This is a genomic window from Kitasatospora sp. NPDC096204, assembly GCF_044763205.1.
Classification (GTDB): Bacteria; Actinomycetota; Actinomycetes; order Streptomycetales; family Streptomycetaceae; genus Kitasatospora.
Map to the genome: position 1 here is coordinate 48,377 of NZ_JBIWFT010000043.1, position 25,863 is coordinate 74,239.

General features: G+C 73.8%; 21 protein-coding genes and 1 pseudogene. 10 read left to right on the top strand and 12 right to left on the bottom strand.

Annotation, left to right across the window (positions count from 1 at the left end):
* The first annotated feature begins 127 nt into the window (after positions 1-127).
* The 3 genes from bla to ACIQ87_RS34035 are packed head-to-tail and all read left to right on the top strand — an operon-like array spanning position 128 to position 3,327.
* Positions 128-1,072, top strand: a complete 945-nt coding sequence (gene bla, locus ACIQ87_RS34025; protein ID WP_402414535.1) for a class A beta-lactamase — start codon at positions 128-130, stop codon at positions 1,070-1,072.
* Positions 1,073-1,104: 32 nt separating this feature from the next.
* Positions 1,105-2,310, top strand: a complete 1,206-nt coding sequence (locus ACIQ87_RS34030) for an MBL fold metallo-hydrolase (protein ID WP_402414538.1) — start codon at positions 1,105-1,107, stop codon at positions 2,308-2,310.
* Between the two features lie 3 nt (positions 2,311-2,313).
* Entirely contained in the window at positions 2,314-3,327 is a 1,014-nt protein-coding gene (locus ACIQ87_RS34035) for a hypothetical protein (protein ID WP_402414540.1), read from the top strand.
* A 4-nt stretch (positions 3,328-3,331) separates the two neighbouring features.
* Here ACIQ87_RS34035 and ACIQ87_RS34040 read toward each other — a convergent pair whose 3' ends face one another.
* Entirely contained in the window at positions 3,332-4,105 is a 774-nt protein-coding gene (locus tag ACIQ87_RS34040) for a hypothetical protein (RefSeq protein ID WP_402414542.1), read from the bottom strand.
* Between the two features lie 200 nt (positions 4,106-4,305).
* Here ACIQ87_RS34040 and ACIQ87_RS34045 point away from each other — a divergent pair, with 200 nt between their 5' ends.
* Positions 4,306-4,518: a hypothetical protein gene (locus ACIQ87_RS34045; protein WP_402414545.1), complete on the top strand. Its 213-nt coding sequence runs from the start codon at positions 4,306-4,308 to the stop codon at positions 4,516-4,518.
* A 61-nt stretch (positions 4,519-4,579) separates the two neighbouring features.
* Here the strand turns inward: ACIQ87_RS34045 and ACIQ87_RS34050 are convergent, their stop codons facing one another.
* The 4 genes from ACIQ87_RS34050 to ACIQ87_RS34065 all read right to left on the bottom strand — a co-directional run bounded on the left by ACIQ87_RS34050 (position 4,580) and on the right by ACIQ87_RS34065 (position 11,140).
* On the bottom strand, positions 4,580-5,701 hold the full coding sequence (locus ACIQ87_RS34050; RefSeq protein ID WP_402414548.1) for an NADAR family protein: 1,122 nt from the start codon (positions 5,699-5,701) through the stop codon (positions 4,580-4,582).
* Positions 5,702-5,794: 93 nt separating this feature from the next.
* The gene (locus tag ACIQ87_RS34055) at positions 5,795-6,592 is read right to left on the bottom strand and encodes a HEAT repeat domain-containing protein (RefSeq protein WP_402414551.1); all 798 of its coding nucleotides are present in this window, start codon (positions 6,590-6,592) and stop codon (positions 5,795-5,797) included.
* Between the two features lie 176 nt (positions 6,593-6,768).
* Positions 6,769-7,518 (bottom strand): hypothetical protein, encoded by a 750-nt coding sequence (locus ACIQ87_RS34060; RefSeq protein WP_402414553.1) that lies wholly within the window; start codon positions 7,516-7,518, stop codon positions 6,769-6,771.
* A 259-nt stretch (positions 7,519-7,777) separates the two neighbouring features.
* Positions 7,778-11,140 carry a hypothetical protein gene (locus ACIQ87_RS34065; protein ID WP_402414554.1) on the bottom strand — a complete coding sequence of 1,121 codons (3,363 nt, stop codon included), beginning with the start codon at positions 11,138-11,140 and terminating at the stop codon, positions 7,778-7,780.
* Positions 11,141-11,357: 217 nt separating this feature from the next.
* Here ACIQ87_RS34065 and ACIQ87_RS34070 point away from each other — a divergent pair, with 217 nt between their 5' ends.
* Positions 11,358-11,972, top strand: a complete 615-nt coding sequence (locus tag ACIQ87_RS34070; RefSeq protein ID WP_402414555.1) for a TetR/AcrR family transcriptional regulator — start codon at positions 11,358-11,360, stop codon at positions 11,970-11,972.
* Between the two features lie 84 nt (positions 11,973-12,056).
* On the opposite strand, the gene ACIQ87_RS34075 is transcribed toward ACIQ87_RS34070, so the two are convergent.
* Positions 12,057-12,290 (bottom strand): ferredoxin, encoded by a 234-nt coding sequence (locus ACIQ87_RS34075; RefSeq protein WP_402414558.1) that lies wholly within the window; start codon positions 12,288-12,290, stop codon positions 12,057-12,059.
* Positions 12,284-12,793, bottom strand: a complete 510-nt coding sequence (locus ACIQ87_RS34080; protein ID WP_402414559.1) for a cytochrome P450 — start codon at positions 12,791-12,793, stop codon at positions 12,284-12,286. Before ACIQ87_RS34080 ends, ACIQ87_RS34075 begins: the two co-directional genes overlap by 7 nt.
* Between ACIQ87_RS34080 and ACIQ87_RS34085 the strand changes: the two genes are divergently transcribed.
* Complete coding sequence (locus ACIQ87_RS34085) at positions 12,770-13,327, top strand: hypothetical protein (RefSeq protein WP_402414561.1); 558 nt, start codon at positions 12,770-12,772, stop codon at positions 13,325-13,327. The two genes, ACIQ87_RS34080 and ACIQ87_RS34085, sit on opposite strands and share 24 nt — an antisense overlap.
* An 82-nt stretch (positions 13,328-13,409) precedes the next feature.
* On the opposite strand, the gene ACIQ87_RS34090 is transcribed toward ACIQ87_RS34085, so the two are convergent.
* The 3 genes and pseudogenes from ACIQ87_RS34090 to ACIQ87_RS34100 all read right to left on the bottom strand — a co-directional run bounded on the left by ACIQ87_RS34090 (position 13,410) and on the right by ACIQ87_RS34100 (position 16,797).
* The gene (locus tag ACIQ87_RS34090) at positions 13,410-14,888 is read right to left on the bottom strand and encodes a PHB depolymerase family esterase (RefSeq protein WP_402414562.1); all 1,479 of its coding nucleotides are present in this window, start codon (positions 14,886-14,888) and stop codon (positions 13,410-13,412) included.
* Positions 14,889-15,276: 388 nt separating this feature from the next.
* Positions 15,277-15,504: pseudogene (locus tag ACIQ87_RS34095) on the bottom strand (MFS transporter); the annotation flags it as partial.
* 90 nt (positions 15,505-15,594) lie between these two features.
* The gene (locus tag ACIQ87_RS34100; protein ID WP_402414563.1) at positions 15,595-16,797 is read right to left on the bottom strand and encodes a cytochrome P450; all 1,203 of its coding nucleotides are present in this window, start codon (positions 16,795-16,797) and stop codon (positions 15,595-15,597) included.
* A gap of 869 nt (positions 16,798-17,666) precedes the next feature.
* On the opposite strand from ACIQ87_RS34100, the gene ACIQ87_RS34105 reads away from it, so the two are divergent.
* The 4 genes from ACIQ87_RS34105 (at position 17,667) to ACIQ87_RS34120 (ending at position 22,604) form a co-directional block, all read left to right on the top strand.
* A complete protein-coding gene (locus tag ACIQ87_RS34105; RefSeq protein WP_402414565.1) occupies positions 17,667-17,990 on the top strand; it encodes a hypothetical protein in 324 nt (107 codons plus the stop codon).
* A gap of 350 nt (positions 17,991-18,340) precedes the next feature.
* Entirely contained in the window at positions 18,341-19,720 is a 1,380-nt protein-coding gene (locus ACIQ87_RS34110; protein ID WP_402414568.1) for an erythromycin esterase family protein, read from the top strand.
* 156 nt (positions 19,721-19,876) lie between these two features.
* A complete protein-coding gene (locus ACIQ87_RS34115) occupies positions 19,877-20,518 on the top strand; it encodes a dihydrofolate reductase family protein (RefSeq protein ID WP_402414570.1) in 642 nt (213 codons plus the stop codon).
* 619 nt (positions 20,519-21,137) lie between these two features.
* On the top strand, positions 21,138-22,604 hold the full coding sequence (locus tag ACIQ87_RS34120; RefSeq protein WP_402414573.1) for an alpha/beta hydrolase: 1,467 nt from the start codon (positions 21,138-21,140) through the stop codon (positions 22,602-22,604).
* 64 nt (positions 22,605-22,668) lie between these two features.
* On the opposite strand, the gene ACIQ87_RS34125 is transcribed toward ACIQ87_RS34120, so the two are convergent.
* Both ACIQ87_RS34125 and ACIQ87_RS34130 read right to left on the bottom strand, forming a co-directional pair.
* On the bottom strand, positions 22,669-24,459 hold the full coding sequence (locus tag ACIQ87_RS34125) for a hypothetical protein (RefSeq protein ID WP_402414575.1): 1,791 nt from the start codon (positions 24,457-24,459) through the stop codon (positions 22,669-22,671).
* Complete coding sequence (locus ACIQ87_RS34130; RefSeq protein ID WP_392884021.1) at positions 24,456-25,520, bottom strand: ATP-binding protein; 1,065 nt, start codon at positions 25,518-25,520, stop codon at positions 24,456-24,458. Before ACIQ87_RS34130 ends, ACIQ87_RS34125 begins: the two co-directional genes overlap by 4 nt.
* Between the last annotated feature and the right edge of the window lie 343 nt (positions 25,521-25,863).

A 25,863-nucleotide genomic window follows, 5' to 3' on the forward strand; every position in this document is an offset into this window, starting at 1 on the left:
TATCGTCCGCTTCACGATTGCGGTCTTGGACTGGACGGTCGGCGGCCTGTTTAGCTGAGCGCGACGGCGCAACGACGCGAAAGCGCGACAGCGACCTCGACCGCACGGACCAGCTGGGAGACCACCGATGACGCACGCCCTCCACCGCCCCCGCACCGCGCTGCCCGCGGTGGCCCTGCTCGTGGCCGCGCTGATCGGCGGGTGCGGCCGGGCGAGCAGCGCCTCGACGGCGTCGGCCCCCGGCGCGACGGCCCCGAGCGCGGCGGTGGCGAGCGCGGCGGCGACCGGCTCGGCGGACGCCGCCTTCGCGGCACTGGAGCAGCAGTTCGGCGCCCGGCTCGGCGTGTTCGCGGTGGACACCGGCAGCGGCCGGGAGGTCACCCACCGGGCCGACGAGCGGTTCGCGTTCGCGTCCACGATCAAGTCGCTCGCCGCCGGGGCCCTGCTGCGGAAGGCGTCCGACGCGGACCTGGACAAGGTCGTCCCCTACCGTCAGGAGGACGTGCTGACGTGGGCGCCGGTCACCTCGCAGCACGTGGCGACCGGCATGAAGCTGCGTGACCTGGCCGCCGCCTCCATCCAGTACAGCGACAACACCGCGGCCAACCTCGTCATCGCCGAACTCGGCGGCCCGGCGGCCGTCCAGCGGTCCCTGCGCGACCTGGGCGACTCGACCACCAACGTCGACCGCACCGAACCCACCCTCAACGAGGCGGCCCCGGGCGACACCCGCGACACCAGCACGCCGCGTGTCCTCGCCGCCGACCTGCGCCGCTACGTGCTCGGCGACGCCCTCCCGGAGGACCGGCGCGGGCTGCTGACGGACTGGCTGGTCGGCAACACGACCGGCGGCCCGTACGTCCGCGCGGGGGTGCCGGCCGACTGGAGGATCGGCGACAAGACCGGCAACGCGGGCTACGGCACCCGCAACGACGTCGCCGTGGCGTGGCCGTCCGGCGGGCGCAGCCCGATCGTGATCGTCGTCCTGTCCGACCGCGGCAAGGCGGGCGCCACCTCCGACGACGCCCTGATCGCCCAGGCGACGAAGACCGTCGTCAGCACCCTCGGCTGACCTTCCCCGACCGACCAGGAGCCCCGAGCGCGATGATCCGCCCCACCCGCCGGACCGCCACGGAAGCCGACTTCACCCGGCGCCGCCTCGCCCAGCTCGCCCTCCTCGGTCTCACCGACGAAGCCCCGCCGGCCGCCCCACCGGCCGCCCCACCGGGCCCGGCCTCGGCCGCCACGCCCGCTCCCCCGACGGCGCCGTCCACCGCGCGCGCTTCGACGAAGTCGCCGCCCGCCGCCCGCGCGCACTACGACCGCGCGCGCCGCCTCGCCGCCGACGACCCCGTACTGCGGGCCCTGGTGACAGCGCTGACACCCGGCTCCGGCCCTCCCCCGCCGCCCGTGCCCACGCCCGAACCCGTCAAGCCGTTCGACAACCTCGTGCTGCTGAGCGCGGGCCGGGTCTCGGCGACGGCGGTGCTGACGGACGACGGCATCGTGCTGGTCGACGCGCTCACCTCACCCGCCGACGCCGAGGACGTGATCATCCCCGGGCTGCGGGCGGTCGGCGCCGACCCTGCGGCGATCCGGCACGTCGTCGTGACCCACGGCCACGCGGACCACTTCGGCGGCGCACAGACCCTCGCCGACCGCTACGGCGCCCGCGTGCACATGGCCCCGGCCGACTGGGACCTGCTCACCCGCACCCGCCCCTCCGACGCCCCCGTCCGCGACCTCGACATCGCGGACGGCGCCCAGCTCACCCTCGGCGGTACGACGATCGAGCTGCACCACACCCCGGGCCACACCCCCGGCACCGTGTCCCCGGTCATCCCGGTCCTGGCGGGACGCCGGCACCACAGCGCGATGCTGTGGGGCGGCCTCACCCCGCCCTCGGCGGTGGCGGAACTCCGCACCTTCCTCGCCTCCGTCCACTCCTTCCGGGCCGTCATGCGCCGGACGAACGTGGAGGTCGAGCTCTCCAACCACCCGAACGACCACGACCTCGAACGAGTCGAACACCTGCGGCACCAACCGCCCGGCGCCGCGAACCCCTTCCTCCTCGGCGGCCCCCGCACCCAGCGGTACATGGCCGTCATGGATGCGATGCTGCGCGGCCGCATCGCCGACGCGGAGGCGGTGGAGGCAGCGGAGGCGGCAGGGGCGGCGAAGGCAGCCGGGAGAGGAGCCGGCGCCCGCGTCGCCGGTCCGGGCAGGCCCGCGCGTGACGCCCGCACCGGCGTCGGGCCGTCCGTGACCGAAGCACGAGGAGTCTCGTTGTGGGGGCATGAAACTGGATGACCGGTGACCGAGCGTCCCTCTCGTGCCGGGGGTGCGGCGCGCCGTGTCCGCCGGCCGGCGGCGCGCGCCGGGACCGCCCGCGGTACCGGCGACACCGCGGCCGCCCCCGAACCCGCGGCCAAGCCGCCGGACGACCGGAGCAGGGCGTTCCTGGAGAAGGCCGCCTACGTCGTGGCTCCGGGATCGGTCGTCGTGGGCCTGCTGTACTACGTCGGCAGAACCTACACGACGTCGTACTACGGCCACCTCGGCGTCCCGACGAGCGACCTTGAGCTGTCGCGCGAGAGCTACCTGACCGTCAGCCCCACCGCCCTGTTCCTCCCGCTCTGGGCGCTGCTGTGGTGCGCGCTCCTCGTCCTGGCGCTCTTCGCCCTGGTCGAACACCGGCTGGCGCGTCCGCGGGAGAAGCCGCTGCGGCAGCGAGCCGCGGCCGCGTTCGGACTCGCCGGCGGCCTGCTGCTCCTCACGGGATTCCTCGTCTTCACCCAGCCGCCCTGGTGGACCCACAGCGTCCTGTCACTCCTGGCACCCGGCTGGCCGCGCACGGTCATTCCGCCGCTGGTGGTGGCGCTCGGCGCCACGCTGGCCCTGTTCTCACTGCGCCTCTACCGGGCCGGCCTCCGGGAACGGGGCAGTCCGCTGGCCGGCGGGCGTATCCCGATGCTCGCCGGCGCGGTGCTCATCGGGCTGCTGACCATGAGCATGTTCTTCTCCCTGTCGCACTACGCGGACGAAGTCGGGGACGACCAGGCCAGTCGCGACTCGGAGGCCGGATTCGCGAGACGGGTCAGCGTCCTGATCCTCTCCCGTTCCCTCATCGCCCACGATGCCAGCGGCATCGGCTTCAGGGACCTCGGCGATTCGGGCGGGCCGTTCCGCTACCAGTACATGGGGTTCATGCTGCTCGCCAAGTCCAGCACCCGCTATTACCTCGTCTCGCACGACCGCCGCCAGCCCCGGGACGTGACCGTGGTCCTGCGGGACAACGACGACATCCGCATCGAGACGCTCGGCTGACGCCTCAGCTCACCGTTGCTTCGGCCGAGGGCGACGTGGCCCGGGGCGATGTGGCCTGGGGCGACGTGGCCTGGGGCGACGTGGCGCGGGGCGATGTGGCCGGGGGCGACGCGGCCGAGGATGTGGTCTCGGGCGTGGGCGAGGTCTCCGAAGGTGAAGGTGACAGTGAAGGTGACGGCGACGGTGACGGCGAAGCTGAGCTCGACCCCAGCCCCTCACCGATCAGCTCGACGCGGTAGTCCGCGTCGGCCGCCGAGGTGTCGACGGTGAGTTCGGCGCTCTGCGTGCCGACGGTCGTCGGGGCGAACGCGACCGTCAGGGTGCAGGTGTCCCCGGAGTGAAGAGTCCTTCCGGTGCACGGGTTGTCGGTCACCGAGAAGCTTCCTGCCGACAGGTGCACGGCCCCGATCGTCGTGCCGGTGGCGGAGGCGGCGTCAGCGGCGACGCCGCTTTCGGGGGTGCTGGGACGTCCGGCGAGCACCACGGGTTCGGTGGTCTCCCCGCCGAGCGAGGTGGCGGGGAGTTTCGCCTTGCTCACCGCCGGGTTGCCGTTGCTGCCGGGAAAGAGCGTGGCGATCGCGTTCGGGCTCGGACTCGGATTCGAGCCGGACGGCGCTGCCGTCGCGGGCGTCTGCGCGGTCGACGGGGTCGACGCGGGCGTCGTGCCGGAGGACGAGCCGCCGCCACCGCCGCCGCACCCCGTTGCCAGCGCCAGCAGCACAACCGGCGCGGCCACCCGCACCAGCCGCCCCACACCGACATTCCGTCCAGCAGCCACGATCGCCTCCGCGTCCGCGAGAAAAGGGTCGTCGCCGCACCCTTGCGCACTCGCCCGTCAGGACAGCCTCAGCTCGCTTCCACGCCACGAGTCGTCACTCGCACGAGCGGCGAGGAGGACCCGTTCGGAGCCGCCGGGCATTCGGGGAGCGCCGGGCCTCGGGAGCGACCGACAGCGCGCGTGAATAGGGTGCCGCTGTCATGGGTGGTGATTGGCGGGACGACAGGATCGGCAGCGCCCTGGGAGGCGTGAACCCGGATCTCGTCGGTCACCCGGTGTGGCTGTATCCCGCCGAGAACTGGCACGACCCTGCGAGTGCGCTCGGACCGGAGCATGAGGCCCTGCGCGAGGCGATCGGCCACGAGCTCGATGTGCTGTCCGCGCCGGCCGCCGGGGCGGACGGCGCGGAATGAGACACACCGGGGAGGGGCGACCCGACGGCCGGCGGAGGACAGCCCCGCTCGCCCGGTCCCGTCACAGCCCCGGGATCCCGGCCCTGCGCGCGTGCAGCTCGGAGCGGACGAGTTCGAGGAGACGGCCCGCCCAGTTGCGCCCTTGGCCGGCGTTGTCGCCCCAGAAGGCCGACTGCATGTCGTCGTAGATCATCGTGGCGTCGTCCGTCGCCAACAGGATCTCGGCCAGCTCGGGGTGCTGGTCGTACTTGGCGCGCAGCAGCCGCGTCATGACGGCGGTCCGGGCCTGCTCCCAGCCCTCGCGGCGGGGTGCCTCGGCCGCGAGCCGGCGCGCCGCAGCGGCGGTTTCGGCCGTCGCGATCGCACTACGGACCTCGGGCTCGACGACCGACAGGGCCCAGTAGGCGTGGGCGACAGAGGGGTAGCTGACCTCTCCCACCGTGATCGGGGCGGGGTAGTCGTTGCGCAGGCCGAGCTTGCCGGGATCGTCCACCTGCTTGTTCGGGTCCGACTGGTAGAGCCGGACCGCCGGGGCGTGCGAGGCCACCGGTCCGTCCGCGGGGACGCGCTCGGGCCTCTCGGCCCTCCGGCGGGCCCGCTCCTCGAAGTACGCGAGGGCACTGTCGTAGTCCTTCTGCGTGACCGTTCCGTCGAACGGCAGGTAGGTCCGGCCTCCGGGCCCGGCCACCAGCACCCGCAGCGGCCGGTCCTTGCTGTCCATGTCGCCCAGCGCGTAGCGGCGCTGCGACTCCGGGACGGCCAGGAACGCGGCCCGGGCCGCGGCCCGGTTCTCCTCGGTCCGGTCGGCGAGGAACACGTCGACGGCGGCCAGACAGCGGCCGGTCGAGTCGGGCCGGCCGTTCAACTGGTCGATGGTGTCGCGGACTTCGGCGACCAGCAGGTCGGGAGTCAGCCAGCTCTCCGGCTCGCTGAACTTCCAGGCCGCCAGGTCGTGCGCGGACGCCTCCCCGCCCTCCGGGAAGGTCGTGGCCACCCAGCCGGTGCGCAGCTTCTCCTCGAACTCCTCGACGGTGACCAGTCCCCAGCAGTTGACGAGCCCGTCGGCGTAGATGAAGAGGTCGGTGAGGAAGTAGCGGCCGCCGTTGCGGATGAAGGCGTGCCGCCAGGTTCCGGGTATGCGGACGCCGTCCGCGGTGCGATGGGTGATCCGGTTGCCGATCATCCTGGGATTGTGTCGCAGCGGCCGCCGAGGAGCCCGCGATTTTCTCCCGACGCCTTCGAACGTGACTGGGCTGCGGACGAAGGACAGGAAGGCTCACGTGGTGGTCGGAAGTTCCAGGACCGTGCGCGCGGCCTCACGGACGTCGTTGTCTTCGTCCCCGGCAAGCCGCTCGAGTGCGGTGCGTACCGCCGGGCCGGGCCGGCGGGCCAACGACCACGCGACCCAGAATCGGACCCAGTGGTCGGTGTCCTCGGTGCGGGTCACCAGCAGGTCGGTGACGGTCTGGTCGTGTGCCGGCCCGAGAGCCTGCACGGCGGCTCGCCGTACCTCGGGGTCCGCGTCACAGGCGCCAGCCATCAGAAGGACCCGGGCGCGCGGAGGGTCCCCCACGCCGAAGATGCTTCCGAGGGTGCTCATCACGTCGGCACGCACTCCCGAGTCCGGGTCGGACGCCGCATCGGCGACGAGTTCGAAGTACTTGGCCCCACCGAAGTCGGTGACGCTCAGACCCCAGATGCCTACTCGCCTCGTCCCGGGGTCACGCGAGGCGACGCAGCCGAGCAACAGATGATGCGCCGTCTCGGGCCAGGCGGAGAGCAGTTCGAGAAGGTCGAGCTGCAGGGTGTCTCCGTCATCGTTGCGATCACGAACGCTCGCGCGCAGCAAGGCCGGCAGGGCCGCCTCGCCGCAGGCACCTGCCAGGGCATGGGCGATCTGGTCCCGGGCGAACGAGTCGTTCGCCTCGACATGGTCGGCGAGTCGACGCTCCAGCTCAAGCCGGAGGAAGGCGGCTGCTGGTGTCCGCAGCCGCTCGACCAGGGACTCGAACCGGCGGTGTGCACCATGCCCGCGCTCGATGCCGCCAGCCAGCCCGACGTCCAGCTCGCTCAACGCACCCAGCAGCTCCGCACGCCCTGCCGCCACGGATCCATCACTTCCTGACATGCCCGCACTCTACGCACATGTGCTGTCAGCACCGAACGGCAGGCACGGCTTCCCGAAAGCGCCAACGGGTGACCAGGCCTTCGGCAGTGCCGGTGGCGGTCTCGAAGGCGCCGATCGCCGCTTCAGTCCTCTTCGTAGTACCGAGCGGCGTCCATCTCCGCTTCGAAGGCGTCCTGCTGGGCCTGCCGCATCAGGGATACGAGCAACATGATCGCGACGATGCTGTGACCGGTGTTCAGGTGCTCAAGAGGAAGACGGTGCAGCACAGCGTGCCGTGAGAGGGTCTCGGGGATCGGGCTGTTCCTCTCTGGGAAGTACTGGGTGAACAGCGGCTCGATCGGCGCGAGGGCGAGCTGGGTGTCGACCATCCACGGTCGTTTGCGCAGCGGCCGGCCGGCAGCTGCGGTCAAACCCTTGTACTTCTGCGAGCGGTCGACCTTGGCCACCGCGAACATGACGTCTTCTGCTGCCGCCAGAGCCAGGCACGCCGCTGCTTGTCGGTGTCCGTCGTCCCAGGCCGCCAGGACGTGGCGGCCGACTTCCGGACCCGTCTCGGCCCATGAGGACGTGCACTCGTCCATCAGCGTGTGGCAGTGGGCGCGGATCTCGTCCTCGGCTGCTTCCAGGACGGACAGTTTGGCCGCGTGGCCGGACCCGGCATCCACGAGATCGCGTAGCACCCGTGCCGGAGGCGTCCATGCCACCGGGATGCCGTGCGTGATGGCAAGGTGGTGGAGCTGCTCCGCCGTGGCCCCTGTTCCCCACCAATTCTCGTAGCGCAGCGCCGTGTAGAAGAACGGCATGTGCGCAGGTCCGTCCTTGCGCTCGTCGTAGGCATCCCAGATCAGCGCAGCGGCGTGGAGCTCTGCCATGGAGGCCGTGTTCCTGCCGGCAAGTGGGTCGGTGAAAGTCACCCTCATATCCTGCCTGACCGTTCGTAGGGAGCCTCCGTGAAGCGCGTCGTTCCGACAGCAGCCGTGAACCGGCCGTACGTGCCTTCACCGCGCTTCGGGGAACCGGGCTGTGGTGGCCGCCCGGCCCCGGCGGTCGGGCCGCCGGGACCGGGGGTACGTCACGCGGGAGGAGCCCCGTCGCGGGTGGTGGCCGCACGTCGGGCGGGCCGGCCGACGGTCACTCCCGGTGGATGACGGCCGAGAGGGCGCGCTCGCGGACGTCCGCCGAGGGGTGGCCGCGCAGTTCGCGCAGCAGGGCCCGCCATTCCCGGGGCCAGCCGAGGCGGTCCCCGAACACCTCGGTCAGCGCCGTTGCGAACAGTCCGGCGGCCGGGTCGGTGTCGTCGCGGCGGGCGGTGTGCGCCAGCGCGTCGAGTGTCCCGGGCGGCGGCAGCGGGCCGGAGGCGTGCTCCTGCAGCAGCGTCAGCGCGGTGAGCGCGGCCGCCGCCGGGCGGCCTCGGTGGGCGTCGGCGAGGGCGCCGAGCGCGTCCGCCAGTGCCCGGGGGCCGGCCGTCGGGTCCACCAGGCGGCACAGCGCGGCCGCCCGGACGCCCGCCAGGTCGGGTTCGGCCGCGAGCAGGTCGGCGGTGCCGGCGAGCAGTGGCCGGTGGCGGTCGTCGGCGGGGAGGTCGGCGAGGTGGGTGAGCCTCCGTCGGGCCGGGAGGTCCCGGTCGTCGTCGGCGTGGAGGTCGTCCGTCCGCGTGGCGGCGGCGAGTTCGGTGAGGGTGCGGTGCAGCAGGCTGCCGGGGGCGGCGCCGCCGAGCGGGTGCGGCAGGCCGGAGGCAGCGAGCGCGCGGACGGCGCCCGCGGCCTGCTGCCAGCCGCCGCGGTTCGCCGGGTCGGTGACGGCCCGTCGGGCCACGTCGGCGGTCTCCGGGGCCCAGACGGCCCACCGCGGCAGTGCGGCGAGGGCCGGTGCCGCGACCTCCGGGTCGGCCGCGGCGGCGACGGAGGCCACCAGGCGGGCGTAGCGGGCGCGGTGGGCCTCGGGCAGGTGCGCCGGGTCGGCCCGCAGGACGGCGCGGCGCACGGGCGGCGGGGCCTGTTCGGCGGCTTCGGCGAGCAGTTCCCAGACCGGTTCGGCGTCCAGCAGGCCGGCTGTGAAGGCGACCGCCGCGGCGCGCACGTCGTGGTGCTGGCCCTCGACGCGGCACGCGGCCACCAGCAGGTCGGCGGCGGTCGGCGGCGGCAGGTGCTCGGCGGCCAGCCGCACCGCCTCCTTGCGGCTGGTCACCTTGCTGCCCCGGGTTCCGGACAGCAGGGCGCCGAGCTGCTCGGCGAGCTCGTGGGGCGGGGCGAACCTGGCGGCCCGGGTGGCCGCGTACAGCGCGACCCGGGCGCGGTCGCCGCCCGCGTGGGCGAGCAGGTCGCGCAGCGCGTCGGCGGGCCGGTCCGTCCAGACCAGTGCGGCGAGCGCCGCCTCGGCGAGCACCACCTCGGCGGAGTCCAGCTGGGCGCGGACGACCGCCTCGCCGTACTCGGGTATCGCGGCGGCGGCGCGGACGGCCGCGGCCCGTGCGTGCAGCGGCAGGGTCGGATCGCCGGCCGCCGCGGCGGCGAGCCGGGCGGCGGCCCGCCACTGGCGCGGGGTCCAGCGGCTCGCCGACCAGGTGGGGGGCAGGACCGCCCGCTGCGGGCGCTTCAGGAACCTCCCGTACGGCGGCTCGGGGGCGAGGAGCGGGTCGAGGAGGTCCGTGCGGTGTTCGACCAGCACCTCGCACACCGGCGACAGGACGGCGGCGGAGGGCTCGAGTTCGAGGATCTCGGCGACCCGGGCACCGCGGGTGCGCGGGTCGTCCAGCCACAGGCCGGCGGCCTTCGTGAAGGCGGCGTCCGACCCGAACTGGAGGGCGTGCAGGAGGAGTTCCTGCAGCTCGGGGATGCCCCGGGCCCGTCGGCCGAGCGAGCGGGTCAGGGTGAACAGCAGCCAGTACTCCGCGGTGTCGGCCATGGTGTCCAGCCACGGCCGCAGGGTCGCGAACACGGAGTGTTCCTGGCCCCGGCGCAGCCGGTGCTCCAGCGGGCCGAGTTCGACCGTGCCGCTCTGCCCGGCGATCCGCCGCAGGCTCCGCAGCGCCCAGTCGACCAGTTCGGCCCCGTCGGCGAGGGCGTGCTCGCGCAGCACCTCGGCGACCAGCCGCTGCAGAGCGGCCCTGGTGGCGTACGAGCAGTCGCGGGCGTCGACCGCGTCCTGAACGGCGGCGTCCAGGTGGGGCACCGCCGCCGGGGTCAGCAACCGGGCGGGCACCTGGACCAGTGCGGTCAGCGCCGCACAGCGCACCGGGTCCTGCTCGTTGCGCAGCCGCGGGAGCAGCGCGAGCGCGTCCTGGACGGCGGCCCGGTCGTCGGAGGCGGCCGCGTTGGCGAGCAGGCCCGTCCAGGCGGCGGCGCGGTCGTCGGCGTCCGGTCGGGACAGGGCCGCCCGCAGCTGCGGCTGGGCCTCCTCGGTGGGCAGGTAGGCCAGGACGGGGGCGATCCGGGCCCAGGGGCGGCCCTCGGCGCGGCGCGCGGCGGCCTGCCGCCGCGCTTCGGCATGGCGGCGGGCGTGCGGGAACAGCGGTAGCAGAGCGGGCAGTTCGCCCTCCCGCGGGAGGGCGCCGGCGTACACGAGGTCGAGGAACGCGTCGCGTCGGCCCGGCGGAAGGGTGCGCAGCAGGGCGACGAAGCAGCGGGGCGCGGCCAGCCAGTGGCGGCCCAGGGCGGGCAGCGAGGGCGGGTCGGCGCGCACCAGTCGGCGCAGGGTGCCGCTCGTGGGCGGCGTGGTGTACGGCCCGAGCGCGCCGCGCCGCGGGTCGGCGAGGATGCGGACGGTGCGTTCGGCGTCCGCGGCGGCCAGTGCCGGCAGGTGGTCGCGGCGCAGCGGGAGGTCCGGGCCGAACCGCTCCAGCAGGCCGAGGAGCCGTTCGGGGCGGGTTCGCGCGACCGTGCCGAGGACGTCGGCGAGCGCGGGCCACTGACCGAGCCGCAGCGTCTCGGGGCGCTCCGCGAGCACCTGTTCCAGGTGGTCGACGACCTCGTCCGGGAAGCGTGCGGCCAGCGGCGCGAGGTGTGCGGCGTGCGCGAGGTCGGGCAGCGTCCGGGCGACGAACGCGGGGCTGCAGGCGGAGAGCAGCCGGGCGGCCTCGGCGTCGCCCCACTCGGCGCGCAGCCGGCCCACCAGCCGCTCGGCGAGCCGGTGCCGGCGGCCCTGCCGCACGACCCGGGCCAGCTGCCGGCGCAGGGCGCAGGAGGCTCCGGTGAAGGCCGCCTCGATCGCCTCGTCCGGGATGCCGTGGGTGCGGGCGGCACGCAGGGCGTACCCGCGGACCACCGGGTCGGGGTCGGTCAGCCGCTCGGTGAGGTAGCCGGTGGCGCGGCCGGCCGACGCGGCGAGCGCGGCCAGCCGCCGGCCGTACACGCCGGCGCGGTCCAGGTCGGACAGCAGCCCGGGGAGTTCCTTGTCGGGGTCGAGCTCCCGGGCCGTGCGGGCGACGAGCTGTTGGCGCTCCGCGTGGGAGAGCGGGTCGAGGTCGGCGAGGAACTGATCGGCTTCGTACGGCATGCGGTCAGTGTGGCGGGTCGGATCGGGTGTCTCCCAATGGATTTCCGCTGCCGTGGTCGGACGTGGCCGCGGGGCCGGTTCGCCCGGCGGCCCGGCGGCTCGACGACTTGACGGCTCGACGGCTGAGCTGCCCGGCGGCTCGACGACTCGGCGACTCGGCGACTCGGCGGCTGAGCTGCCCGGCGGCGGCCCGGCGGCCCTTGGATAGGGTGCGGGGATGGTCCCCGACGCTCCCCGGCTGCTGCGCGCCGACGCCGCCCGCAACGCTGAGAAGATCATCCGGGCTGCCCGGGAGGTCTTCACCGAACAGGGCCCCGACGCCCACCTCGACGAGGTGGCGCGCCGGGCCGGTGTCGGGGCGGCGACGCTCTTCCGACGCTTCCCCGACAAGGCCGCGCTCCTGCGGGCCGTGCTGGACCAGCGCTTCGGCGAGAACGTCCGGCCCGTCATCCAGGCCGCCGCCCGCGACCCCGACCCGGCCTCCGGGCTGGCCCGCGTGCTGGCGGCGGCCCTGGAATCGGTGGCCGGCGACTTCAACGTCCTGGCCGCCGCCCGCGCCGCCGGCGTCCTGACCCCGGCGACCGGCGAGGAGTTCTTCGCCGCCCTCGACGACCTGCTGGCGCGTGGTCAGGGCGCGGGCGTGATCCGCGCCGACCTCGTGCCCGACGACCTGCACCGCATCGTCGTCATGCTGGTCTCGGTGCTGTGGACGATGGACCCGGGCGAGGACGGCTGGCGCCGGTACCTGGCCCTGGTCCTCGACGGCCTCTCCCCCGCCGGGGCCCGTCCGCTGCCCTGTCCCGCCCCCGCGCTGCGCCCCCGCACGCCCTGACGCCGAGGCAGGTGCCGGCCGCCCCGCCGGGAGGCCGGCACCGTCGAGAGGCCTGCACCGTGGAGAGGCCGGCACCGCCGTCGGTCAGCCCGTCGGATGCCACCGGAGCGCGGCGACCGGGCACCTGGCGGCCGCCTCGCGGGCCTGTTCCGCCGCCCGCCCGACGGGCTCGGCGGCCGGCACGACGACCTGCCCGGCCTCGTCCTGGTCGAACACCGACGGCGCGGTCACCGCGCACTGCCCCGACGACACGCACCGCGAGGCGTCCGCCGTCACCCGCGCGGCGGGCCGCTCGCGCAGCCGTTCCCCGTTCACCACCGGACCGGCACCTCTCCGATGCCGCCCGCCAGCCGTTCGGAGTGGTCGCGCAGGCTGCGCGCGTCCACCGCGAGCCGCAGGCCGGGGAAGCGCCGGAACAGCGCGGTCAGCGCGATCTGCATCTCGGTACGGGCCAGCGCGTTGCCGATGCAGTAGTGGCCGCCGTGCCCGAAGGCGAGGTGCGCGTTGGGGGAACGCGACGGGTCGAAGGTGTCCGGCTCCTCGAACGCCCGCCCGTCCCGGTTCGCGGCGTTGATCGACACCAGCACCGCCTCGCCCCGCGCGATCGCCGCCCCGCCGACGGTGACGTCCTCGCGGGCGTAGCGGGTCAGGCCCAGGGCGCCGGGCGCGGCCATCCGCAGGACCTCCTCCACCGTGGCGCGGGCCGACCCGTCGGGGTCGGCGGCGAAGCGGTCGCGGCGGCCGGTGTCGCTGAGCAGGAACAGGACCCCCAGGTCGATCCGGGTCGACGTGGTCTCGTGGCCCGCGAACAGCAGCCCCACCGCCAGGCGGGTGCCTGGAAGAGCCGCTCGGACGCCGCGTTCGGGTTCGTGCGCTCCATGCGGGCCGCCGACGGCCACCTGTGGACCGGCACCGGACTCGACGGAGTCAGCGTGAACACCGACGTCGTCCCCGCCGACGTCCAGGTCTGGAGCTACCTCGCCACGCTCAGCCCCGACGACGCCCCGGCGGTGGACTGGCTCGTGCGCAACCAGCTCACCCAGGACGGCCCCTACCGGGGCGTCCCCTTCGGCAGCGCCGACCGGAGCAAGGTCTGGTTCGAGGGCACCGCCCAACTGCTGAGCGCGCTCTACGCCCGCGGCCGCGCCGAGGACACCGCCACCGCCGCCGCCCTGGTCTCCACCCTCGCCACCGCCCAGGAGCAGGCCCCCAACCACGACGGCTTCGGCATCGTCGCCGCGTCCCGGGACGGCCTCGACACCGGCATGGGCGACCAGTACTACGCCTCCCTCCACACCGGCGCCACCGCCTGGCACCTCCTCGCGGCCCGCAACGCCAACCCGTTCCGCCTCTGACCACCTCCCTCCCCCCGCTCGAAGGGCCGGCCCCCGCCGGCCCTTCGACGTGTACGGGGCGGGGCGGAACGTCGCGGGCCGGTCAGCAGCCGCCGTCGGCGACCACGTAGTAGCCGTCGGACGTCTCCTTCAGGGTGTGGGTGGTGAGGATGTTGTAGAGGCCCATGTTCTGGTCGGAGCCGTTGGCGTAGGTGTAGCCGCCGCTGGTGTGGGCGCGCCCGGCGGTGACCTGGCTGTAGTTGCTCGCGGTGAAGCACTGGGCGACGTAGCCGGTAGTGGTGGCGGTCACCGCGGCGGAGGAGGTACCGGCGGCCCCGGCGGAGTCGACGGCGGCCACGGTGTAGGTGTAGGTCGTCCCCTCGGCCAGGCCGGTGTCGGTGTATCCGGTGCCGGTGGCGGAGCCGACCTTGGTGGTGTTGCGGTAGACGTCGTACGAGGCCGCACCGCTGACGGCGGACCAGCCGAGCGACACGGTGGTGTCCGTGGTGCCGGTGACGGTCAGACCACTCGGCGCCGGGAGGGTGCCGCTGCCGCCGTTCCCACCGCTGCCGGAGCCGTCGAGCCCCCAGAACGCGGCCGTGTAGTAGCTGGAGCAGATCGTGTTGAGGTAGTACGCACCGGTCGCACCGCACTGGCCCGTGCCGGAGCCGGGATCGACGGCCAGACCGTGACTCATGCCGGCGATCGAGTAGAGCTGCACGGCGGGCTTGCCGTTCGGGTCGTTGTAGGAGGTGAGCGTGGTGCCACCGGTGAGGGTCCGGGTGCTGGAAGGAGTCTGGGAGACGCCCCAGACGCCGGTCCACTGGTCGCGCAGCTCCGTCCCGTTGACGGGCTTCACCACCGTGTCGCCGGTGCCCTGCCAGATCGCCACCCGCGGGTAGGAGCCGGTCCAGCCGGGGTAGGAGTTGCGGACCCTGGCAGCCCACTGGGCCGGGGTGAGGCGCTGATCGTTGTTCTGGCAGCCGGAGGCGGCGCTCTGCACGGTGGCGCACTGCGCCGGCAGGCCGGAGTCGACGGCACCGCCGGCGAAGACGTCGGGGTAGTCGGCGAGCAGGTTGGCGGCCTGGCCGCCGCCCGCGGACAGACCCGTCACGTAGATCCGGCTGCGATCGGTCCCGTACTGGGCGACGGCCTTGTCGACCATCTGCTTGACGGAGAGGGCCTCCCCCCTGTCACGGGTGCTCTGCGAGGAGTCGAACCAGCGGAAGCAGGAGAGGGCGTTGTTGGTCGAGCCGGTCTGCGGGTACACGACCGCGAAGCCGTACTTGTCGGCGAACTGCGCCCAGCCGGAGTGACTGTGGTAGTCCGCGGCGCTCTGCAGGCACCCGTGCAGGGCGACGACCAGCGGACGACCGGCGGCCAGGCCGTCCGGCGCGTACTCGTACATGGCCAGGTTTCCGGGGTTGGAGCCGAAGCCGCTGACCTGGGTGAGGCTCGCCGCGGAAGCCCACGGCGCGCCGGCCGTGAGCAGGCCCGCCGCGAGGGCGAGCGCACCGGTCGTGGCGGAGATCCAGCGGCGGAGGCCGTGCCTCGTACGGACCGCACCGGGCGAACGTGACATGGAGGGGCTCCTGGGTGGGGGAGGTGGGGATGGCCGTCGACCTCGCCGGGCCGGCCCGCGGGGTGGATCCGGCTCGGCGGGGACTGTGACGTGAAGCATGCGGCTGTGACGTGAAGCATGCGACTCACCAGGAGCAGCGGTAATGGCTGGGAAGTCCATCCTCGACGCAGCCGTCATGTGCCGGTGCGACATGCACTCGGAAGCGTGAACAGAGGACGTGTCCGCACGGCGGCCTGACAGGTGTCGCAGGTCCTGATCGAGCTGCTGCCCTCGGACGCCGCCATGGCCGCAGAGGTACCCGCGTCGGCGCGGAGGCGCAGGGAAGCCGGGAAACGCCGCGAGGCGGGAGCCGGTGATCCAGCCCCTGCCTCGTGGTTCGCGCCGAGTGTCAAACCGTGGTGGCGGCGGCCTCCTGGTCGTCGTTCGTCGCGGTGTTCTGTTCCAGGTTCGCGAGATCCCGCCCACGGGTCTCACGGGCACACACCACGGCGACCACCGTGAGCACGCCCGCCATCGTGACGTAGAGCGAGATCGGGGTGGAGGCGCCGTAGTCCTTGAGGAGCGCGGTGGCGAGCAGGGGCGCGGGGGCGCCGGCCGCGACCGAGGCGAACTGGGCGGGAGGCCCTCGTGGGCGGCGGGCTGACCCGCTCCGGTGCGTCGGACGCGGTGAGGTCGGCGGCGACAACGGCGCTCCCGTGGGAGCGCGTCAGCCTGCGGCGTCGCTCGCGTCGTGGAAGCGCACCGGCAGGCTCGTCAGTCCCCTCAGCATGGTGCTCGGCCGCCGGACGAGGTCTGCCGGGTCGGCGTCGAGGGCGAGGCGAGGGCGACGCCCGATCAGGGTGCGCAGGGCGATGGCGGCTTCGACCCGGGCGAGGGGGGCGCCGAGACAGTGGTGGATGCCGTGGCCGAACGCGAGGTGGCCGGCGGGCCTGCGGTGGATGTCGAACCTGTCCGGGTCGGGGAAGTGGCGCGGGTCGCGTGAGGCCGCGGCCGGGGAGACGAGGACGCTGTCGCCTGCCGGGATGGTGGTGTCGCCGATCCGGACCGGTTCGGTGGCGTAGCGGAAGGCCGCGGACTCCACCGGGCCGTCGTACCGGAGGGTCTCCTCGATCGCGCTGTCGACGAGGCCGGGATCGGCGCGCAGGGCGGCGAGTTGCTCGGGGTGTGCGAGCAGGGAGAGGACCGCCCCCGAGATGAGGTTCACGGTGGTCTCGTGCCCTGCGACGAGGAGGAGGAAGGCCATTCCGAGCAGTTCCTCGGCGGAGAGCCCGTCGGTGGTCGGGGTGACGAGCGCGCTGAGCAGGTCCTGGCGCGGGCTGGTCCGGCGTTCCTCGATGAGGGCCGTGAGGTGGCCGGTCATGGCGCCGGCCGCCGCGCCGGCGGCCTGGGGGGAGCTGGGCGCGACCAGTTCGGTGGACCACGCGTGGAAGCCGGCGCGGTCCGCCGCCGGTACGCCGAGCAGTTCGCAGATGACGGTCATCGGCAGCGGCAGCGCGTAGGAGGCGACGAGGTCGACGGAACCCGCCTCGGGCAGGGCGTCGAGCAGGCTGTCGGCGATCTCCTGAATGCGGGGGCGCAGCGCCCGGATCCGGCCGGCCGTGAACTTGTCGGCGACCAGCTCGCGAAGCCGGGTGTGCTGGGGTGGGTCGCTCTGGAGCATGTTGACCCCGAGGGCGTGGCCACCGTCGTCGGTCCATGCGGAGGAGTGCCTGATGTCGTTGCTCAGCCGGGGATCGGTGAGGGCGGCGCGGGCCTCGTCACGGGTGACGACGAGCCATGCTTCGCCGGATCCCGGGACGAGCACCCGGTGGACCGGCCCCTTCTCGCGCAGTGCCGCGTAGGCGGGGTACGGGTCGATGGTGACATCGAGGCCCGCGGGAGACAGTTCCTGAAGCGTCGGAGCCGGCACGTTCTTTCCCCCCTGGAAAACGGGGAGCAGTCCCCGGTGATGGCCCGACCCTACCAAACCGGGGGCGCTTCCCCACTTCGGCCGCGGGGCCGGTACGGCCGGAGCAGCGGGCACCTGGGAGAGGAACCTCGGAGAGGACACCTTGTCGTTCCAGGACCGGCGAGGCTTCCGGAGCCCTGCGACCGGACCGACAACTGGCCGCCCCCGTAGTCCACGTTCTCGTGGAGCACCACCGGCCGGCTGGTGATGTCGTAGGAGGAACTGGCCTTGTCGCTGAATCCATAGCTGCCCAGCGAGGACACGCTCGCAGTAGCACCAGCCCCGGCAGCGTCATGAAGATGAGAAACCCCATCCGGCCGGTATCGTCGGCCGATCCACGGTCGCGCAGGGGCCGGCGCGCGCGGCCTCCGAGCGGAGCGGGATCCGGGCGGAGCGGCCTCCGGGCGGAGCGGGATCCCCCGCACGCCGCGATCATGACAGTCCGTCAATCCGACCTCCTGGTGGGGCCCGGGCGAGGCAGGCGTAGGGTGCGACGTGTGAACGAACCGATCTTCCGGGGGGAAAGACAGGTTCAGCCCCGACGCGGCCGATGTCGCGCTCCCGCTCGTGGCCGTCACGGCCGAACTCCTCGCCGGCCGCGTGAAGTTCCACTTCGGCCCCGGCTCCGTGATCCTGCTCGTCGGCGGGACGGTGCCGCCGGTCGCCGCGAGTCGCCTCATCGCCATGCGGTACCTGGTCCGGGTCGACGCCGACGGAGTCACCATCAGCTGGGGGCCCGGCCGTGGCCGCACGTACTTCCGGCAAGACAGCCGTGCTCGGCACGCGTCCGTCGCCGGCGCCCGAGGATGTTGTTTCGAGAGGATGTACCAGTGGCGAACCTGCCCCGGATCTGGACGATGACCCGCACCAACTTCCGCGCGGCCGACCCGGTCGAGCGGTGGACCGCGCGCGCGGCCTGGGCGGTGTTGACCGCGACGGCCTGGCTGGCGGTGATGTTCACGACCGTCTGGGGCGCCATGGTCGCCGGGGTTCCCACCGGCATCGTCGGGTGGCTGGCGATCGTCCTCTCGCTCGCGGTCCCCGCCGTCTCGTTCGTCGCCGTCACCTCCGAACCCGGTGGGCGCCCCGGTGCGCCGGCGCTGACGGTTCTCCTCCTGGCGGCAGCCGCCGTGCTGGTCATCGCCCTCATCTGAGCCGAGACGCGAGGCGACGGCGGTCCGCTTGCACACCGACCTCGGCGACGGACGGACGGTGTTCACCGCGGGGCGGCCTGGCCGGTACGAAGTCGCCGTCGCGGCAGTGCTGTTGGAGGCGTCGCACGATTCGGACCGGGGGTGCCCTCGGGTCCGGGCGGGTGCGCCGCGCGCCGTAACGGTCCGCGGGCCGCCGTCGGCCGGGGGCCGGCCACCGGATCCGAACGGGGGTCACCCCCCGGGAAAGACGGCGGTCCGCCCCAGCGCGCCGCGGCCCCGTCGACGCGAGGATCGACTCACCGAACGCCGAGGTCATCGGCGTTCCGTCGAGGTGAGGAGTGATCGGAACGATGGCAGGCAACGAGCGGATCGGGCGGCGGGGGCTGCTGACGGCGGCGGTGGCCACCGCGGCCGTGCTGGTCCCGGTGGCGGCGGTCGCCGCGCCGGTGGGCCTCAACGCCACCGGCGCGGCCACGGACCCGGCGACGGCGCAGCGCTCCCCCGTGGTGAGCGCGCTGGAGAGCGTCGCCCGGCCGCTGTGGACGACGGAACCCGGCGGCCGTACCGCCGACCTGCGTGCCCTGGGCGCGATGATCGGCGACGCCAGGGTGGTCGGCCTCGGCGAGGCCACCCACGGCTCGCACGAGTTCTTCGCGATGAAGCAGCGGGTGTTCCGCTACCTCGTCGAGGAGAAGGGCTTCACCACCTTCGCCCTGGAGACGAGTTGGAGCAGCGGCCTGCAGATCGACGAGTACGTCCAGGGCGGTCCGGGCGACGCCCGGCAGATCGTCAAGGACGCCCTGGGCGGCAGCCCGTGGGACCGTGAGGAGTTCGCCGACCTGATCGCCTGGATGCGGGCCCACAACCGGAGCCACCCGCAGCACCCGGTCCACTTCGTGGGTGACGACCTCGGCCTCCCGAGGCTCGGCGACCGGATGTTCGAACGGGTCACCACCTATGTGCGCGGGGCCCGCCCCGACGTCCTCCCGCAACTCGACGAGCTCTACGCCGGCCTGCGGCCGTTCGACGACGCGTTCGCCTACCTGCGGAAGCCGCCCGCCGAGCGCCGCGACAACGCCGCCAAGGCACAACGCGCACTCGACCTGGTCACCGCGAGCGGTACCGGCGCCTCCGACGGCGACGCCCACGCATGGGCGGTGCAGCACGCCCGGAACATCGCCGAGACCTTCGCCTTCGCCGCCCTCGACCTCGCCGACCCGGCCTCCGTCTCCGCCTCGGAGCAGCTGCGCGACCGGGCGATGGCGGACAACACCGCGTGGTGGCAGCGCCGCACCGGCGGCAAGGTGCTGCTGTCGGCGCACAACGGGCACACGGGCTACCTGGCCACCGACACCTTCCTGTACCCCCGGCCGCAGGGCTCCCGGCTGCGCGACACCTACGGCCGTGACTACGTGGCCGTCGGCTTCACCTTCGACAGCGGCTCCTTCCTCACCAACGACGAAGTGCTGACCGGTGACTGGAAGACCGTCACCGTCCCGGCGGCCACGCCGGACATGAACGAGTACACCCTCGACCAGGTCCGCTACCGGGACTACTACGTCGACCTGCGCACCGCGCCCCGGGCGGCCCGCGACTGGCTGGACGTCAGCCGCCCCACCTACGACGCGGGCTCGGTCTATGTCAGCGATCCGATGCCTCGGCTCGCGATCGGCCGGGCCTACGACGTCCTCATCCACCTGAACCAGGTCACCCAGGCGCGCAAGTTCTGATCGCGCGCCCGCGCCACCCGCGCCGCCCTCGCCGCCGTCGGCCCCGGCGGCCCCGGTGGCAGAGACGGAAAACCGGAGTTCGGCGCGGCGATGAGTCTTTCGGCCCCTGCGGGTCTACAACCTCGACGGGAACGACCGACTCATCGGGAGACAGACATGGGCCTCATCCACATCGAACTGTTCGCGACCCTCGACCTCGTCGGGCAGGCGCCCGGCGGGCCCGACGAGGACCCGGTGGGGTTCCCGTTCGGCGGCTGGCAGGCGCCCCTGCTGAGCGAGGTCACCGGGGCGCAGATCCTTGCCGCGTACGAGGGGACGGACGCCCTGCTGCTGGGCCGGCGGACGTACGACATCTTCGCCTCCTACTGGCCGCACCAGAAGGACGGCGAGATCGCCGAGCTCTTCAACCGCGTCCCGAAGTACGTGGCCTCCCGCGGCACGCCCGACCTCCCGTGGGCGGGATCCACGCTGCTGGGCCCGGACCTGGCCACCGCGGTGCGCGAGGTCCGTGACCGGCACGAGCACGTGAAGGTCGTCGGGAGCCTGGACCTGGTGCAGACCCTCCTGCGGGAGAAGCTGTTCGACCGGCTCGACCTGTGGGTGCACCCGATCGTGCTCGGCGTCGGGAAGAAGGTGTTCGACAGCGGCGCGGTGCCCACGAACCTCACGCTCCTCGAACCGCCGGTGGCCGCTCCGCAGGGCACCGTCTTCCTGCGCTACGGGCTCGCCGACGGCACGCCCAGGACGGGCGACATGAGCGCACCCGACCGCGGTCTCGGGCACGAGGACGGCCGCTGATCCACTGATCGCCGTCGCCGGCCGCCGGGGTCGCCGGGGTCTCCGAGGTCTCCGAGGGCCTTTCCGGCCGGGTCGCAGGGTTGCACGCCGGCGCGGATTCACCTGGATGTCGGGCGGCGGACGGGGCGCCCCGGGCGGCGGCGGACGACGGCCCCCACGGCGGCGCCGTTCGACGCGGGACGGACCTGCGCCGAACAGAACGGCGCGGAACGGAACAGCGCGGAACAGCGCGGAACAGAACGGCGCAGCCGGGCGGATCAGGTGATCAGGCGATGACCGGACAGCCGGTGGAGTGGACGCGGCCGAAGTCGATGTGACGACGGCGGACGAGCACGGTCATGCGGGCACCGTACCGCCCGACGGAGCCGCCCCGCCGGGGAATCACCCGTTCTCCACTCCGCCGGGTGACCGCACCCACCCGTGGGCTGCCGACAGCCGGCCGGCGGTCCCTCCACCCTGAGAGGTGGATGACGGGGCATGGGACTTCGGCAGGACGTCAGCACGGCGGCGTACGCCGCAGGTTGGATCTTGAGCCCCTCCCCGCGCCGTACGTGGTGCGGGTGCGGCGGAACGGAGACTGGAGCAATTCCGAGGTACCGATTCTGCCCAGAGGACTGACATGGTTCTGCGAGACGGACGGACGATTTCCGTGCTGACGGTCGGCGCGGTGACGACCGTGCTGACGGCGCTCACCCCCATGACGGCGTTCGCCGCGAGCGATCCGCTCCAGCGCTACGCACGGCAGCAACTCCGTTGGGAGCGTTGCGATGTGGACCACCCGGCGACGTTCGAGTGCGCGAAGGTCAAGGTGCCGCTGGACTACCGCGACCCCGGCGGCCGGACGATCGACATCGCGATCTCGCGGGTCAGGGCGGGCAGCGCGGAGCAGCGGCACGGCGTGCTGCTGATGAACCCCGGCGGCCCGGGCGGCCCGGGGCTGACCCTGCCCGTCGAGATGGAGCCGCTGCTGTCGGCGGAGGTACGGGACCGGTTCGACCTGATCGGGTTCGACCCGCGCGGGGTCGGGCAGAGCACGCCGATCGGCTGCGACCTGCCGGCCGACCAGCGGACCTTCCAACACCCTTACGCCCCTGGGACGTTCGCGAAGGACGTAGCCTGGGCCCGGACGGTGGCCGACAAGTGCTGGGCCAAGGCGGGGGACGTGCTGCCGCACATCACCACCCGTAACACGGCGCGGGACATGGACGTCGTCCGGGCGGCACTGGGCGAGCGGAGGATCTCCTACTTCGGGCACTCGTACGGCACCTACCTGGGCGCCGTCTACACGCAGATGTTCCCCCAGCGTTCGGACCGGTTCGTGCTCGACAGCGCGCTCGATCCGTCGCTCGCGTGGCGGGGGATGCTCCGGGAGGCGGCGCCGGGGGCCGAACTCGCCTTCACCCGATGGACCGAGTGGGCCGCCGCCCGCAACGCGACGTACGGGCTGGGCTCCACGGCGGCGGAGGTCCGCAGGACGTACTGGGACCTGGTCGCCCACGCCGACCGCACGCCCGTCCCGACGGAGAACGGGACGCTCGACGGCGACGCGATCCGTGCCGGGTACGCCGCGTTCGTCCACGTCGAGGCCGTCACCCGCTGGATCGTCGCGCTGAAGGCCGCCGCCGCGGGCGGGCCCGCCGCACCGGCGGTGCCGTCGGTCGTCCCGACGGACAACACGACCGCCGCCGTCTGGGCCGTCCTCTGCGGCGACTCCCGCAGCTGGCCGCGCGACCCCGAGCAGTACCGCCGGGACGCGGTCCGCGACCGGGCCGCGTACCCGCTGGCCGGGGACCTGGGGGCCAACATCCAGCCGTGCGCGTTCTGGAAGTCGGCGGCCGCCGAGTCGGCCACCGTGGTGAACAACGACGTCAACGCGCTGATCGTGCAGAACGAGTGGGACCCCCAGGCGACGCCGGCCATGGCCCGGGGCATGCGGCGGGCCCTGCACGGCGCGCGGATGGTCACGGTGGCCGGTGGCGAGGGCCACGGCGTGGTGGTGGCCGGCCCGTCCTGCGCGGACGGCAGCGTCACCCGCTACCTGACCACGGGCCGACTGCCCGCGAAGGACCTGACCTGCGGCGGTTAGGGCTTGTCTGTTGGACGCTTGCCGGGCGCGGGAACCGGGAGGCCGACCGCCCGGGCCGGTGCGCTCAGCTCATCCGGAAGACCGGTCCGCGCGGGGTGAACGGCAGCGCGGCGCCGCGCGGGACGAGGAAGGCGTGCTCGCGGCGCACCCGCAGCACGTCGCACTCGCCGTCGGTGATCACCAGGACGGGTGCCCCGGGCGGGAAGTCCTCGGCCCGTTCCAGCAGGTCGATGCCCGGCTGGAGGACGGTGCCGCCGCGTCCGTGCACCCGCAGGCGCCCGGCGATCTCCTCGACCGGGAGGTAGCCGGCGTCGTGCGGGGCGGCGTCGCAGTGCACCACCCGGGCGGCCGGGACGTCCCGGGCGGCCGCGTAGGAGGCGATCGCGCCGAGCGCCTTGCCGAGCAGTGTCCGGTCCATCGAGCCCGAGGTGTCCAGGACGACCCCGAAGGTGCAGCGCGGCACCTCCTCCTCGGGGTGGTGGCGGCCGGCCCGGGGGATGTCCGGGGTGGCGGACTGCCGACGGGCGGGGCGGGCGTAACTGCGCACCGGTTCCGGCCTCGGCACGAACTCGTCGAACCAGCGGGCCAGTCGGGCGTCCCAGGGCAGCGGCGGGTGGGCGAGCGCCCGGATCTCCTCGACCAGCCCGGCCGGGAGCAGGCCGCGTCCGCGCCGGTGCAGTTCAAAGCCCTGCTGGAGGCCGCGCCGGTAGAAGTCGTCGAGGTCCACGTAGTCCCGGGGCGGCCCGAGCGGCTCACCGAGGACGTCCGGGCGGTTCTTCCCGGCCAGGGTGGCGAGCCGGCGGATCCGGCGCTGGTCGCGGGCGATCCGGTCGTACACCTCCTCGGCCGACAGGCCCTTCAGCCGCGGGTCGTGCAGCAGCCCGTCGGGCATCTCGCCGACACCCATCTCCAGCAGCCAGCCGTTGATGACGTAGTCGGCGGCGACGTTGAACAGGAACGGGTCCCGTCCACCGCGGCGCTCGCCGTGCCGCAGGGCGGCGTGCAGGATCTCGTGGCCGAGGATGAACCGCCACTCCTCGTCGGTGTGGTGGCGCAGCGGGTTGACGTAGATCTCGGCGGCCTCGGCGTTGACGGCGGCGACGGCGATGTCGTGGGCGCGGGCGAGTTCGGCGTCGGCGACGACGGTGAGGCCGGCCGCGATGCCGCCGAGCAGGGGGTACGAGGAGACGAACCAGTTGAGTGCCCGGTTCCAGGGCCGCTCGGGCAGGCGTTCGCCGGTCTCGGTGTCGATCCGGCCGCCGGCCCGGTCCATCGCGGCGGACATGGTGCGGGTGAGCGCGGCCGCGAAGGCCGTCGGCCAGTCCTCGCGGGCCTGGCCGTGGCCGCGCCACTCGACGAGCAGCTGGTCGCGTTCGGCGGTGCCGGCCGTGCCGGCGGTGGTGGGCGGCAGGCCGTCGCGGCGCCAGCGGGCGGCCAGTTCCTCCTCGTCGCCGCCCGGGTACTCCTGCGGGAGGGCGACCGGGGCGCGGCCGACCGGGAAGGTGACGAGGAAGCGGTTGACCACCGCGCAGCGGGCGGCGGCGTGGTGCGCGTCGGGCTGGGTCCGGGTGCCGCGGGCACCCGGGAGGTGGCCGAAGCCCAGGTGCAGCAGGCAGTGCGCCAGCACCCAGGCCCACTCGTCGGGTTCGGCCCGGCGGCGCGGATTGACGTGCAGGGTGCCGTTGGAGTCGGCCACCGCCCAGCCGTCCGGCGGGGCCACGGTGCAGTCCTCACTGCGGCAGACGTCGGCGCGCAGGGCGGCGAGGGCCGGGTTGCGGCGGAGCACGTGAAGGCCCTCGGCGAAGGCCTCCGCGCCCGGGTCCGGCTTCTTCCGCTCGGCCGGGGCGTGCTTCACCGACGGGCCTCGACCAGGCGGGGCATGTCCCGGGCGGCCTCGATCAGGAACCAGGAGGGCAGCACCGGGTTGCCGTCCTGGCCGTCGGCTATCACCGTCTGGGCGACCTCCACCGAGATCTCGGCCAGCTGCACCAGCAGCGACTTGGCCCGGAAGGCGGTCTGCCGCTGCGCCCCGGAGGCGTGCTCCTTGCGGGCGGGCAGTTCCTTGACGAGCCGGCCGCGGAAGGCGTCGGCCAGGTAGTAGAGCAGGTCGCGGTCCTCCAGCCGGTGCGGCCAGCGGGCGTCGCCCTTGAGGATCGCCTCCAGGCCGTAGGAGTTGCGGACGATCTTCGCGTAGCCGCAGAAGGCGACCGCGTGCTGTGCGGTGAGCAGCCCGTGGGCGACGACCTTGAGGGTCCCCTCGTCCAGGGTGGGGCCGAAGGAGTGCAGCGCGTCGGAGAGCATGTGCCAGGCCCGCGGGGTGGAGAACGGCTCCTCGGTCTTGGGCGGGGCGGACCACAGGTGGTCGGGCCGGTCGGTGAGGTGGTCGACGATCCAGGGGTGGATGCCGGCACCGGCCGCCCAGCGCAGCCAGTCCTCGGCGCTGGCCCGGAGATGAACGTGGACCATGCGGTTGACCAGCGCGGATGCCATCGGGCGGGCGAGCGCGCCGTCGGTGGCGCGGTTCCCGGCGCCGATCACGATCGAGCCGGGCGGCAGCTCGTACGAGCCGATCCGGCGGTCCAGGATCAGCGAGTAGAAGGCCTTCTGGACGTCCGGCGAGGCCGCGTTGAGTTCGTCCAGGAACAGGCAGTACGGCTCGTCGCGGGCGATCTGCTCGGGCGGGCAGAACCGGGAACGGCCCTCGGGAGTGAGCTGCGGGACGCCGATCAGGTCCTCCGGGGCGAGCTGGGTGCCGACCAGGCTCACGCACTCCAGGCCGAGCGACTCGGCGAACGCCCTGACCAGGGAGGACTTCCCGATCCCGGGGGCGCCCCAGAGGAACACCGGGCGGACGGTGGCCAGGCCGAGCAGCAGCTCGGGGATCTGGGCGGGTGAGACGCTGACTGCTCCCTGCACGGGGCTCCTTCGCGGCGACGGTGCGTGACCGGCCCAGTGTGCGGCGCGACTTGGCCGGACGCACCCGGTTTTCCGGCGGGCCGAGGGGCCCGGGGCCGGGATCGGGGCAAGCCGGCCCCCGCCGCCACACACGACCCCTGCCGCCAACAGGGCAACACCACAAGCCCGTTGCCATCAGCGCGGCACCGCACGACGCAGCACGGCAGGACCGGGCAGGGATGCCCGGAGTACCACGGTGTCCGGATCCACGGCCGTCCCCTCGCGGGAACAGGGACGGGCAGTAGGATCGGCGCGTTGCATCCCGCATACCGCTGCTAGGAGACTTTTCATGGCTCAGGTCACG

Excerpts from the sequence above, each read along its gene's own strand:
- ACIQ87_RS34090 (WP_402414562.1), bottom strand. The coding sequence starts at position 14,888 with ATGTCACGTTCGCCCGGTGCGGTCCGTACGAGGCACGGCCTCCGCCGC.
- ACIQ87_RS34030 (WP_402414538.1), top strand. The coding sequence starts at position 1,105 with ATGATCCGCCCCACCCGCCGGACCGCCACGGAAGCCGACTTCACCCGG.
- ACIQ87_RS34115 (WP_402414570.1), top strand. The coding sequence starts at position 19,877 with ATGGGCCTCATCCACATCGAACTGTTCGCGACCCTCGACCTCGTCGGG.
- ACIQ87_RS34110 (WP_402414568.1), top strand. The coding sequence starts at position 18,341 with ATGGCAGGCAACGAGCGGATCGGGCGGCGGGGGCTGCTGACGGCGGCG.
- ACIQ87_RS34050 (WP_402414548.1), bottom strand. The coding sequence starts at position 5,701 with ATGATCGGCAACCGGATCACCCATCGCACCGCGGACGGCGTCCGCATA.
- bla (WP_402414535.1), top strand. The coding sequence starts at position 128 with ATGACGCACGCCCTCCACCGCCCCCGCACCGCGCTGCCCGCGGTGGCC.
- ACIQ87_RS34120 (WP_402414573.1), top strand. The coding sequence starts at position 21,138 with ATGGTTCTGCGAGACGGACGGACGATTTCCGTGCTGACGGTCGGCGCG.
- ACIQ87_RS34070 (WP_402414555.1), top strand. The coding sequence starts at position 11,358 with ATGGTCCCCGACGCTCCCCGGCTGCTGCGCGCCGACGCCGCCCGCAAC.
- ACIQ87_RS34065 (WP_402414554.1), bottom strand. The coding sequence starts at position 11,140 with ATGCCGTACGAAGCCGATCAGTTCCTCGCCGACCTCGACCCGCTCTCC.
- ACIQ87_RS34045 (WP_402414545.1), top strand. The coding sequence starts at position 4,306 with ATGGGTGGTGATTGGCGGGACGACAGGATCGGCAGCGCCCTGGGAGGC.
- ACIQ87_RS34060 (WP_402414553.1), bottom strand. The coding sequence starts at position 7,518 with ATGGCAGAGCTCCACGCCGCTGCGCTGATCTGGGATGCCTACGACGAG.